Annotated in this window: 11 protein-coding genes; 6 read left to right on the forward strand and 5 right to left on the reverse strand. The window is 43.9% G+C overall.

Annotation, left to right across the window (positions count from 1 at the left end; translation table 11 throughout):
• The 3 genes from GF309_13200 to GF309_13210 all read right to left on the reverse strand — a co-directional run.
• Positions 1-203: hypothetical protein (locus tag GF309_13200; protein MBD3159732.1), on the reverse strand; the 203-nt coding region annotated here is incomplete at its 3' end.
• A gap of 6 nt (positions 204-209) precedes the next feature.
• Positions 210-920, reverse strand: coding sequence for a hypothetical protein (locus GF309_13205; protein ID MBD3159733.1), 711 nt, complete (start codon positions 918-920; stop codon positions 210-212).
• A gap of 436 nt (positions 921-1356) precedes the next feature.
• The gene (locus GF309_13210; protein MBD3159734.1) at positions 1357-3228 is read right to left on the reverse strand and encodes a hypothetical protein; all 1872 of its coding nucleotides are present in this window, start codon (positions 3226-3228) and stop codon (positions 1357-1359) included.
• Between the two features lie 874 nt (positions 3229-4102).
• Between GF309_13210 and GF309_13215 the strand changes: the two genes are divergently transcribed.
• The 4 genes from GF309_13215 (at position 4103) to GF309_13230 (ending at position 6677) form a co-directional block, all read left to right on the forward strand.
• The gene (locus GF309_13215; GenBank protein ID MBD3159735.1) at positions 4103-4846 is read left to right on the forward strand and encodes a hypothetical protein; all 744 of its coding nucleotides are present in this window, start codon (positions 4103-4105) and stop codon (positions 4844-4846) included.
• A 419-nt stretch (positions 4847-5265) separates the two neighbouring features.
• Entirely contained in the window at positions 5266-5700 is a 435-nt protein-coding gene (locus tag GF309_13220; GenBank protein MBD3159736.1) for a hypothetical protein, read from the forward strand.
• Positions 5701-5816: 116 nt separating this feature from the next.
• Positions 5817-6200 carry a hypothetical protein gene (locus GF309_13225; protein ID MBD3159737.1) on the forward strand — a complete coding sequence of 128 codons (384 nt, stop codon included), beginning with the start codon at positions 5817-5819 and terminating at the stop codon, positions 6198-6200.
• A 99-nt stretch (positions 6201-6299) separates the two neighbouring features.
• Positions 6300-6677: a hypothetical protein gene (locus GF309_13230; GenBank protein ID MBD3159738.1), complete on the forward strand. Its 378-nt coding sequence runs from the start codon at positions 6300-6302 to the stop codon at positions 6675-6677.
• Positions 6678-6811: 134 nt separating this feature from the next.
• Here the strand turns inward: GF309_13230 and GF309_13235 are convergent, their stop codons facing one another.
• Entirely contained in the window at positions 6812-8686 is a 1875-nt protein-coding gene (locus GF309_13235) for a hypothetical protein (GenBank protein MBD3159739.1), read from the reverse strand.
• Between the two features lie 340 nt (positions 8687-9026).
• The gene (locus GF309_13240; GenBank protein MBD3159740.1) at positions 9027-9899 is read right to left on the reverse strand and encodes a hypothetical protein; all 873 of its coding nucleotides are present in this window, start codon (positions 9897-9899) and stop codon (positions 9027-9029) included.
• A gap of 219 nt (positions 9900-10118) precedes the next feature.
• Between GF309_13240 and GF309_13245 the strand changes: the two genes are divergently transcribed.
• Complete coding sequence (locus GF309_13245) at positions 10119-11486, forward strand: hypothetical protein (GenBank protein ID MBD3159741.1); 1368 nt, start codon at positions 10119-10121, stop codon at positions 11484-11486.
• A 188-nt stretch (positions 11487-11674) separates the two neighbouring features.
• Positions 11675-13228: hypothetical protein (locus GF309_13250; GenBank protein ID MBD3159742.1), on the forward strand; the 1554-nt coding region annotated here is incomplete at its 3' end.

Raw genomic sequence — 13228 nt, forward strand, 5'->3', positions numbered from 1 at the left:
CCTCTGGCTGTGTTGTTCCTGAGAGTGGAGTTGTTTGCACGCTCCAAAGTGAATCCGGGGCCTGAGTTATTGTACGAAGTGTTGTTGACAAGCCGGTTGTGATGAGCATTCCAAATGTAGAACCCGCCGTATGAATAGAAGTCGTCGACTGAGTTATTGAATGCGGTGTTATCAGTCAGATTACAATCATCAGAAACGAACACGAAGAATCAACTGAAATAGTTCGCATGTGCTGTGTTGTGGTTCAACTTACAACCATACGAAGATTTCAGATAGACTCCCCGTCCGTCATTGGTGCTAGCACGATTCCGTGACAACACCGTGTCGTTGGTGTTTTCAAGGTAGATGCCACCGACTCCGTAGATATCATCAATGGAATTATTGGACGCGAGATTGTTGGTCAAAATGCATGAGCTGGAATACTTCAGGTAGAATCCGCCGTCCAAGTTATCATACACTGTGTTATTGCTCAAGCTGCAACCGGTTGAGTGTGAGAGATAGATCCCACGAGAGTGGCGAGTAACCCTGCAATCCTGAACGACTCCGTTTGTAACATTGCTGAGCATGATTCCGTGACTGGAAGAGGGATTCGCGGAAGAGACCATGCAGTCCCTGATTTCGAAGTACACCGTCGTGTTCTTGATACTGATACCAGTTGCATTGTCTGTGATATTGAAACCTTCAATCACGTAAGGATCATCAACATTTCCGCTCCCCGGCCAGCCCTGGTCGGAGAAGTCAGAGTTGTTGTTTATGGCAATAGGGTCGTGTTTGATATACGAATCTCCTAGTATCGTTTGCGGTATGTTGTATGGTTTACTTGTTGATTCAGGGTATCCCCCGACGCGCAGACAAATGAATGCAAGAAAAGCTACTGTGATGATACACAGAGACGTTATTTTCTTGTCCCTCAATCTCATTACCTCAGTTAGAGAGATATTTCTGTTCCTGAGAGTATAAGACTTGTGCTTATTTGGGAGGTATTTTCTTGTACCGATTCAAAAGAGTAACCCATCTTCTGATGGCCCAGTGCCCAGAAGATGCTATGGAAGAACTGATGTTTCAAGAGGATACAATCGAGCCAGGATGTAAGTGTCCACATTCGTGCGTATATTGTTACTTGAGAACAAATCCGGGATCTTGCATGAAACGGAAAAAGATGTGTATCGACAAAAGCTGAGAAATCGAAACTCTGAAGTGGCGCTTAGCGAGATACTTCTCTAGGAGAATTCATCAACTAATTCCCCCTAAGAACCTCTGAGAACTGCTCGATATAGAGACTCCCAAAACGATTGAGCTATACCAGAAAGAAAGACGGAGAATGATAGAGATTTCTCTATCATTCTGTGAGTCATATTACGAATAGATTTGAACCGAGATGTCGTATGCTCCTCCATGATTCTCGTTGTTTGTTCCTTCGTTGAAGTATACTCGGATATAGTGGGTTTCAGGTCCTGCAATGAAGGAGTACATTTCGGTCCCCCCTTTTCCATTACTGTTCTTGTATTTGATAAGATTATGGCTGGAATCATAGACCTTGAATATTACGTCAAGCCCCTCGTAGTCGTCATCAATGGGCGCCACAATTATATCGACCCAATAACTATAGTCCTCTACAGTGAACTTAAAGAAATCAACATCTTCATACCAGAGCCCCTCATCTTGGCGGATGAATGGATCCGGATTATCGGCTCCTGAAGCCGATCCTAGGTTTTCCGCGCTTGAGAAGTCAGAACCGGGGGTATCATCTATTTCGAAAGTGATGCCACCATATCCATACATCCGGTCAATTTCTGCATACTCACCATCAACCTTATTCCTTGTATCTACCTTGCTTCTCGCATAACTGTAGCTTGACGAGGCTGAATAACCATTGCAAAGCTTGTCAAAGAAGTACGTGGCGAACTCCCTTGCTACGGTTTTTCCCACGGGTTCATCCCATCCAAGTACACAATCTACTCCTGCATCCATGAAAGCATCGGTTATGGAGTCATGGACAGTAACCCAGTTATCACGGTTTATTTCCCACCGATTCCATGAATGGTCTCCATGCCAATCATCTGCGGCGCTCCAGCAGGCACAGGGAAAGGCCAGTTTCATGGAGGACAGGTCTTCACTCCTAATTTGACTCGGGAAGATGTCGTAATCGTGGTCTAAAAGGTCATAATACTGATCGTCATACTGATAGGTCTCGTTGGTAAACAGAGTTGAGTGATTTTGGGAGCCGACTTCTGTTATGTAGCCATGACCAATATGAAAGTAGATGCTCTCTCTGTCCATTCGATTCAGTTCGTTTGCTCTGTATTCACCCTCGTAATAATGTGCACATTTTCTGTTTTGATACACAAGTGCTGACCGGAACCTAAGATACACGCTTTTTCCGCAATCATATGTTTCTTGAGCCCCCGGGTCAATCGCATACGCGTCACAGTTGAGTGATGCCATATAGCCTGAGACATCAATAACTGACAGGGTTGTGGAATCCACCCAAGAAAACATGTTTCCAAAATCTAGCTTCCAGCACAGGTGAGTCTCCTTTTCCAAGGGTACAAACTCCAAACTATAGCGGAAGAGGCTGTTGCCCATTAAGGAAACTCCAAAATGCTTCAATGTGCTACTGATTCCATGCTTAGGGATTGCCGATGCAGTTACATCATGCCAGTTGTGATAGAAGGAGACGACATCACTCCCGCTTGGGTTGACCTCGATTTCTATCATGTCTCCTTTAACCGGAACACCTTCGTGTTCGTTCTTCCAGCTGAATACCCATCCTGTGGTCCCTTTCAAAAGACCCTCAAATACAGCACTTCCGGGCATTTCAAAAACATCTTGTTGCTCTAGGGATTCAATGAACTCGAAGGCTGTCCCTATCGCCAAGACTTTCGCTTCCTGCAGATTTGCCACATATGACCACGCGGACTTCTCTGTCGTATCAATATGATGTACGATTGCACCTGTCTCAGCGTGAAAACTAGACTCGATTATTCCGTCATCTTCTGTTTCCCAAGCAATCGTATGCAACGTTTTTCTAATATCTGGATTCCATTGCTTCTTATTCTCGCGCAGAATCGCGTTAGTAGGGATTTCAGAAATGCTCTTTGCTATTTGCATATCCCCCTCACCGATGGAAGTATGCCCGTTGGGGACTCTTAGTCCACCAATCTGGATCGTGGATACTGCAAATAGGGTTACAATTACCAAGAATGCTAACACATATTTTCGTTCCATATTACTTCACTCCGCCCTATGATTCTTGATGGAATTGATATCCCAACACATTGAGAACTACGAAGAATCAACATATTCTATCGATGAAACTCCATAGTCCTTCCTCACGTGCAGATTTGTGATTATGCTTCGCATAATCTAAGTATATATTGTCTATTAGATATTTAAGGAGAACTGGAAGAGATTTCTACCAATTCTAGATTCAGTATCATTCTGAAAGAATCAGTAGCCTCTCTAGTCTAAACTAACAGCCTTCACAGAGGTTCTCTACATAGAGGATGTGGAAAAGGATGTTCCATTTTCTATGTAGCTGCTATATCCGTTGGATTGTAGCGAGAAATTCGAAAAACCGACAAAGAAACGTTTTTGAACTTAACATTCGGACACCAAAGTAGATTGGTCATAATTGACTGGTCCTATTCATAGCTTAGTAAAGTCTCATAATTCGAAGAATTCCTTGTTCGAATAGACAATGTCTAGTATTGTTGAAATTGCATATCGAATTGTATAACATAGAGTATCTCCGTTCTTGTAGGTAAGCTGTGTTTCAAGCAATGTCTCTATGGTTAAGATTGGATCATAAAACATAACGGAAGTCAATTTTGAAATCCTTAAGGCATATTTAAAGCAATCAAGGACCATATAAAATAGTGGTACATGCTACATCGAAGTATCCTGTTCCATCCCAAAGCATACAACATGCAGAATAAGGGGTGGGTCTTTTTCTCGTAAACTCGGCTTTTTCTTACATAGCTGTTATAATGTGATGCCCTTTGCGGAAGGGTACGGTGGAATTACCAATTTTTGAGAAATGAAATTTTCCGATGAACGAGTTTAAGTGGGCTGACGCATTCATCAATGTACGGGAGTAGTAATGAGTTTAGAGTGGGCAAAAAACAAAATCATGGCACACTGTGATTGGGCAAAATCGATCATTCTCACTGGCAGTCAGGCTACAGGGGAGAGTACATCTTCAAGTGATATTGATTTCATCGCAATTGTGGAGGGTACTAGTTCAGGAGAGCGGATAAGACGATCTATCAGTAAACGGTCTACAAAAGGTAACAGACCCCTCGTGGATGTCAAGGTTTACACGGAGGAGGAGTTCAGGAAAGCCAAATCAGGGAAAGAGCATCTGTTTTTGTGGACTGCGCTTACAACCGGGCAGACACTATGCGGTGAGGATCTCACCCAAGATATAACGCTGAATAAGAGACGAGTGGTCAACACGGTGTGGGAGGAACTCCACGAGGTAGTGGATTGTGTTGATATGCTTGAGATGAGGGCTCATTTTACCGGGTGTTGCTTCGCTCTCTATCAAGCACTTGCTACCACATACTTCGTGCAGAAGTTTGTTCTGGACCAGTCCAAACACCCCTCAAAACTCGGCTTCATGACTGATATGTTAGGAGATGCTCATGACCTCGTGAAGGATAGATACTACTACGTAGCCAGCAGAACTGAAAAATCCGAACTCGCACAGGATGTTGGCATACCAACTAGTGTTGACAGGAAATTCAGCGAAGCGGACTACAGTGTGGTACGACAGAAGTGTGAGGAAGCTGTCAGATATCTTCGGCAGAACTATTCGAAGGTTGCTGAGTGGGCTGAATCATAGAAGTATGTACCCGGTTTCCCGCCGATGGTATTGGGGACGCCTATGCACTCAATGCGAACAAGTTCCATTCAGACGCTCTTGTGAACGCATTACCTGATTATAAGACGCGTACAAGACGAGTGGGCTATGCTACTGATTCTTCGGTGACTACTCGAGATGTCCGTTTGTTAAGCCCACAGACCACTTTCTGTCTTGTTGTTCGTCGTCATCCCCTATTGCAACCAAAGAACACGTCACCGGGAATCTCTTTCCTTTTTGTCCGCTTCCATGGCCTGTAGATCCCCCGTGAAGGCAGTTCTCCTGGACCACCACGGAATCGGAACTCTCACACTTCTTATATACTAATACAACATAGTATAACCAAATCTCAATGCATAGCAGTGCGCCATGCCGCCCGCCACACGAGATGATGACGTACGATGAAACTTGACAGTGGAGTATACAGCATATTGCACAGAGCAGAGGGCGTCTTGAGCCTGCGTGAACCCCCTGTTCCGAAAGAGTGGGATACAACCAAGCGTCCTCACGTGGCTCTTCTGCAACGGCACGAGGATTCCGTTGTGCGCTTCTTCTTGTCCGATCCCGCTGAGGGCGACGGCGAACTGGACGCTTGTGACTTAACAGTCCTTCCGCATGACTCGGTGATAGAGGTGCGGTACAGCCAGACCGACTACAGGTACTACAAGCGACGAGAGTATGATTGGACCAAGGTTGCTGAAATCAGGGATCCGTTCATTACTGAACTGGATGTGTACGAGTATGGATCTGTTCCCATCCGTTTCACTCTGGATGAGGATATACCGGCTACCGCCAGAAGAACCGGAGACGAAGATTTTTCGGGAGAGAAGCATTAGTATTTTAACAGTTGCATATCCTTTTTCCCCGAGCTGGGATTGACCTATCTGGCCCATTTCGAAGACAAAAACTTACCTGATGAGAATGCGATAGTACAAACAGTTGTGGTAGGAAGATGAAACCTGAAGCGGAGATTCAACACCTGAAGAACTATGATTTCAAGTTCTTCAAAGATTATCAGGACCAATTCAACTCCTTCATTAGAGAAACGAATGAGAGGTTCGGGCCCAAGATGGTCGAGAAGGGAGTCGAATCCGCAGAGAAGGTGGCCAAGTATGTCTTCCGGGTATTTCGCCATTACATGAACAAGATAATCCGGTACTACAAGTATGAGCGGATGCATCATTGGTTGAATGAAATCAAGAACTCTGATGCCGGCTATTTCTTCGTAATAAACAAGGTCGAACACAACGGCAATGAAATAGTGCCGTATAGCCATCACAATATTGTCATGTCTATGCTGACCAAAGACTATGTCTATATGGATGAAAAAGCGTAGAATGAATCAGTTGAAACAATTAGCAAACCAGAAGAACTTGACCGATACGCTCAGGGTTTTGAACTGGGCGGAATTCTATCCCAAGCATATGAAGCCTTTATGGATGATAGATACGAACAGGCTGTCGTTCTTGTTATGACAGCACTTGAAGCGGAACTAGGACTAATTCTCGAGGACCAAGAGAATATTCCCGACAAGATTGAAGCCCCATATGACCCAGAAAAGAGAACTATGTACCGCATGATTGAGGAAGGTAAGAACTACTTCACTGAATCAGCGCTTCAAGAGAAAGACGGCTCTCTACGGAGACTTTGGAAACAAGCTCATGAAGCCAGGAAAAGACGGAACGATATAATTCACAGAACCCGAGGAATAACCAAGAATGCAAAAAACCGCGGAAAGGTCCTAGTATGGCTTGATTGCGTCCGCAGACTTACAGCACTTCTAGATAGATGGAGACAGAACACATTTCATTGAGAAAGAAGTGCCCCGCCGGTCACCCAGCAGGACTCTTAGTATCTGGCAGCTATCATCCATCTAATTAGACAATCCCAAATCATTCACGTTATCCAATATTGGATGTGCTGAAGGTTAGGATGCATAGCAATTCTCTATTCAATATCGAATCTATTCAAGTATAGTAAAAGATCAAATATCGGGCTATCCATCATCCTTTCGAATGCACCTGGTCTCCAACAATCTAACTCATGTAGACGAACTAAGAGCCTCTTGTTATCTTTATCACTTAGTTTAGAATTCGAAATCAGCTTTTCTATTGTTTGTACTTGAATATCTGCATCATCAAACATCCCGAGAATGTCTTCGAAATTGTCATTGTCTATGTATTTTTCGCGAGTGACGTAAATCATCCTGTATTCTAGCTGCTCAAAGGGCTCCATATGCGAAATTGCTTCCACTTTCGTTTCTATTTCGGAAATTTCCTTTTCTGCCCATTTCTTGTCTGCTTTCATTCTATGACTGCATTCAATTACTCTGCAAATATCTTCATGCACCGTAACTAGATCGACCTCTGAGTCTCCTAACAGATTTTCGTTCCTTACAGCCCAACTAGTCTTATGGTTCTGACTTGCTTTTACCGCTTGGGTGGCAAATTCCATGAAAATTCCTGCTTGTAGTTGGGCCATTTTTCTAGCTTTGTAGAAAAGCAGTTTGGCTGCTTCCTCCTCATTCAAATCACTAATTGGCCCTTCAGGAAATGTCTTCTTGCTAAGAACATATTCCTCAAGTCTGTCTAATGATTCTTTCCTACAACGAACCTCAATAGAGTCACCTAGATTTTCCAATTCTTCATTGATGCGGGCATGCGTTATCTTCGAACTGCCGGAATAGTCATTTCCTAAACTAGTGAAGATAACCCAGCCTTGAGGTTTGGAACCCACAAGGACGGCATAGCTAAAGAGATTTCCTTGGTCTACTTCATGTATAAATTTCGCTACCTGGGTTGGTTGTTCTTTATCATTTTGACTGCTTTGACGCTCTTGATATTTAATCTCGCCCAACAGCAACCTCACAAATGCCGCCGGACCCGCGAAGTATTTGCTCCGTCCTTCTATGAGCTTGACTCTCTTATATAGAAAGAACGAATCCAAATCCTGAGGATCTTGGTCTACGAAAGCACCGCAATTCTCATCTAAGAAGGAATCCACAATGTCAGTATCAGGTGAGGATACAGGGGTCAATCTGATTTTGCCATTTCCAAATTTATCTTGAATTTCAGTCTTTACTTCCATCTGTATAATTTGGCCAAGTTTACTCAGATCTTTCATATTGGCCGAATTCAGAATTTGTTCAACATAATCCGAATCGAATCTTGAACCAAATGCTTTCTTAAATAGGAATGCTACAGCTGCTGCAAAACCCCTCCAGTAATGACGTAGATGAGCTTTTTGGCTTTCTCCACCTATTGGTTTGAAATATTGCCAAAGGATTCCCTTGTGATGTGGTCGCAGTAGCGCTTCCACAAAGAAATCAACACCTTGAATCTTGAGATAGCTTTCTGCATCCGATGTAATCTGGTTATCTATCTTTAGAGACACGTTTTCCTTGTAGAAGTTTTTCAAGAAAGAGAAGTATCTCCGGGCGGGTTTAATGTATTTACTTCCTAGATTTTGTAGTCTGTTGATAGACCATAGATTACGCAGGAGATCATAAGCACAGACCTCCAGATGGTCCAGAGTATCCTCAACAGGTGCCCTATTCGGTCTGACTTTGCCAATAGAGTTATTGTACTGCGTAGATCTCCTAAGATTGAACTCCTCTAGGATTCCCAATTCCTCCCAATGGCATTTAAGAAGGGCCCGCAAGACTAACCTAATTCCTTCCAGTGCTTCTTTCTCTTCAATTTCTTGGTTTTCCCAATATGAACAGAAGTCACCAAGTTCCTCAAAGGATTCTGTTAGGCTCAAGATTCCAAAACAATCCTGAATACGAAGATGGTGCGCATATTCATTAGAAACATCAATCATTACATGCACCTACTGAGACATTTAAGGCAGTTCTAACATTCCGCCTTTTGAACTCTTTCTTCGAATGCATTGTCAAACAAGTTGACAATCTAAATATCCTCGCGTGCCCCAATTTGCAGGACCACTGGTAACTGCATGCCTACATCATCAGTTGTTGGATTTCCCATTATATGGTGAACGATAAGTGAACGAGACATCTCATGGATGTTGCCCCTAATCTGCAAATCATCAAGGAGGGATCAGTCCACTGCTCAAAACCCCGCTGTTACGACCTTCTCGACAATCCCACCGCACAAATCCTGGTGTACGGTGGAACCCGAAGATAGGTCTGTATCAACCATTACCCCCACACTCCCCATACTCGTGGATTGGTCATGCACTTATTCATACACGAATAACACTTGGTGTAACAGCCGCGTGAACCATAGAGATCATGGGCACTTCGCCATCGGTTTGTCAGCCGGTTGTCGGTATTGGAGAATGTAGGGAAGTACCGGTCAAGGTCAAGCCACTTGTTGACCGGGCTATCACCGCGAATACGCAAAGGTTGTTGAAACGCGCAGTTCAAGGACATGAGCTCATCTTGGACTTCCCACAGGTCAGGCCAGTCGTCTGAAAAGCACGCAGTGATGATTCTTGGAACGGCACGCCCACCAACCTGTTCGTATTGCCAGAGGTTGCGAAGAATACGTTCCCGGTGCTGAGGTGGATCTAGAGCGCTAACAGACCCGTGCATGATGGCACCGATTCGGGCAAAGCGGCAATGGACAGGATTGTCGGCTTCCACCAGGAACCGTGTTAGGATGACGGTCTCCTTGTCATACAGGTCACAGAATTCTGCAACCCTCACAGCAAGCAGCCAGTCAAGAGAAGGGTCGCCCATGACCCCGTTCCTGACGTAGTCCCACTCCAAGCGCTCTAAATCCTTTGCTAGCAGCTGTCCGTTGAAGCGGTTTGGAACCGGTATCCAGTGCTTGATGTGATACCTTGCCATGCTCTCGGCCAGGTAACAGTGACCGTAACACCCCCGGCCTCCATAGACCGCTGTGAACGGACAACCACGTACGCTATCAAGAAGCGGTCCAATCTTAGTAATGTTTCGGCGGCCAGCCAACCGCGAACCCAACGGGGAATATGTGCTGGTCTGGGTTTCGGACTGGCTCAAGAAGGACTGGGGCTTTACTGCTACATTGCTCTTGATACGTAAAGGCACGATATAGATGGGATTCACGCCCTGATTGGAGAACTCAATTTTTGCGATGCGGACATATACGTTGAGATGGTCTGCTGTTCACCCGGGTTGAGGGAGTTTTCTCATGAAGAGTACAACAGTAACAGGGTTTCGCACTATCACATCTTGAAACCTGAAACATGGGAGGGTGTGACCTGATGGAGATTGAATTGAACGAACTCAACCAGTGGCTCTCCCACTATGCGTATATTGGCAAACTCATTGACCCTAGAAGGGATATTTAATAGGCTTATAATGAATATTGCATTAGGATGTATATCTATGGGCGGTAATAATAATACGATTACTGCTAATTATCTGACCACAAACGGAACCGAAAAAGAACAGAGGTTCTCCAAAGATACTAAGTGGGTGAATCTTTCAAGTGAATTCATTCGTTCGATAGACCTCTCTTTTGTCTCCTCCTTAGACGAATTAGAGAGATTGAGTCTCGATTGCAACTATTTGAGGAAAGTCGACCTCACCCCTATAGCGGCCTGTAATGATTTGAAGGAGTTATGGTTAAATCAAAATTCGTTACGGAAGCTTGATTTTTCTCCCCTTGCAGGGTGCAATAAGCTTAAGCGGGTAGAGCTCTACGGAAACAACCTAGAAGAGCTGGATCTTTCTGGTTTACGTTCATGTACTAAACTTGAGGTATTGACACTCAATAAAAATCAATTGAAATACTTGGACCTCTCCCCATTGTCATCATGTACCCATCTCTATACTCTTGATTTGGGATTAAACAATCTATATCAATTGGAGGTTTCCCCACTTGCGTTCTCAAAGCGGTTACATTATGTTGATTTATCTGAGAATCAGCAGAATCAGGTGGCTTCCACGATACTAAGTAGACACACTCTTGAAGAGATCTTACAATTTGGCAATCCACCAAGATTTCCCAAAAATAGTTATTCAAGGCATGATCCTACTCTTTTCGTTGACCATAATGTTCCGCTTCCATTCCAAAAAATATCGCTAATAAGATGGCTTGCTCCTATTGTACAAAAATATGAACCAAATTCTTGGAAGATAACTCACTTGGTTCAATGTCTTGTGAATATTGTATGCCCTAATATAGTTGGACTTCTTGATATTGGTTTCAATATATTCCAGTCCATATTGAACGAAAGTGATACTATGAATATGCGAAACAGATTATTCGAAGCTTTCAACACACAAGTAGCGAAAGGAGAAACAACTATTGGTTTTGATATTGAAAAAGTATTTGAAAACAATACTATAGAGCTTACAGAGATAATACCCCATGTTATTAGGCTTCGAAAGAGTGAGATGGATTCCCTTGATGGAAACATTCCACATTTAGCCGATACCGTAGACCTCACTGCTTTATGGTTAACCGCTTATGGTCATAAAATTCTATCAAATCATGGGGCCGGCCTTGAATGTTCAATAGACGATTTTGAGATAATTTCAAAGATTTTTGAGACCATCGGTATTTCACTACAGCCAACTGATAAAGAACAGTACATAATGACTGAGACATCGATGTCAGATTCCTTGAAACAATATATTACTGTTCTAGCCAACAAGAGAATGACATGAAACGAATATTTTAGGTTGTTCAACTATAATATCTGGATATCTTGAAACAAGTTAAGTTCTGTTCAGCAAATCGGATAGAATCCCCATAATCTTCACTATTTCCGCCATAGACTAGGTTGACTGTTTTTTCGACACCAATATTAGTACCAAGGTACCCTCCCGCTACCTGCCTTTCATGGTGGTTGTATATGGACGGTAGCAAGCTTCTCATTGTAGCTATGTTTGCAACAATCATGGTTCTTCCTTGCTTTGTTATGATGTCCGTGGTGGCGGATCCATTTCACCCCCAACAGACTGGAGAATCCACTAGTATCGCATTTGTCGGTGCTGATTCATCCCCCTGTTTCGTATCATCGCTTCGCCTTGATTCAAACAATCTTGCGGTTAGTGAGTATTCTTCAATAACACCTGCTCTTTCCTCCTCGTCAGATGTGTTGATTCTGGTAGATTGGGCTTTAACAAACAACGAGACAGCACATGTAGAAACGTTTGTTGAGAATGGTGGAGGTTTACTCTATCTTCTTGGCCCTCAAAGCTCGCAAAACGGAACCACACTCCAGAATCTCGGTGTGATTTCTACAGCAGACCTTGAGGTAAGCGATGATAATGCTGATGTCGTCATCAGGACCATGAATGAAGACACACCTCTTACTGGTTTTGACTGGTCTTCAGCTCCTACAGTTCAGAAGATGACGTTGCTCCCTCCATTGACAGAGGAAACAACTGTGGTCCTTGCCAATGAGACCGGTTTTGAAACCGGCGGGGCACCAATTCTAACCCGAACACCAAACGGTGACGGTGAAATTGTCGTATTGACCGCTTGGCTAACACTGGATGAAGCCGGTAACGAAATCAATGAACAAATTACTTTGTGGCCATACTTCAACTACTTCACGTACTCTTCAGCCACTCATCTAGCCGGTAAACAGCCACTGAGCTATGCTGCATGGCCGTATTCTCCGGTTCCTCATAGAGCTCAGCAGGTCATTATTGGCATCATTGTATTGATTCTTGGCATCACTACTGTTTCTGCATATCGTACCATGAAGAGACGGTCCAAAGAACACAAAGTGCTGACGGAAATCGAACGTGCCGAGCTCCTAGTTGAAACCGAAGAAGAAATCAGCGAGTGGGAAGAAATTGGCATGCACAGACAAATCAGCGGATTTCTCATCCAACTCTTCATCACTCTACTGATTGTGATCCCTCGTGTCGTTCTAAGCATCATGATCTACCCGCGCTTCATCATGCCCTTTCCTCAGGCAAGTGGATGGTTCAGCTTTAGTGTGAATCTCTTTCAAGGACTGTGGGTTGTATTTGATCTTGGGACTAGCGTTGCACTTGCTAAATACTTCGCGGAATATCGTGTTGACGAACCCCAAGAAGCGGTCAAATACGCCCAGATTTTCGTCTGGTTCCAGCTTCTCACAGGCATGGTGCAGATAACAGGTGTTGCCTTCCTCGGGTCGATACTATTCCCGCATACGTACTTGGCACACCTTTCGTATGTGTTCATAGCACACTCGCTATTCCAGTTCCCAGGCTTTACGCTGCTTTTTGTGCATGTATTCCGCGGAATGAATCGTATTGACCTGCAACAGATAATCAATATCCTCTACTGGGCAGTATTCAACATAGCAGCTCCATACATCATGATTCTTGTATTTCGCTGGTGGGGCGCCCAAAATCCAATATTCGGTCAGGCTCTTGGAGGAGCTATTGGCCAAGCTGTTGGTATGTAC

The sequence above is a fragment of the Candidatus Lokiarchaeota archaeon genome (assembly GCA_014730275.1).
GTDB lineage: Archaea > Asgardarchaeota > Thorarchaeia > Thorarchaeales > Thorarchaeaceae > WJIL01.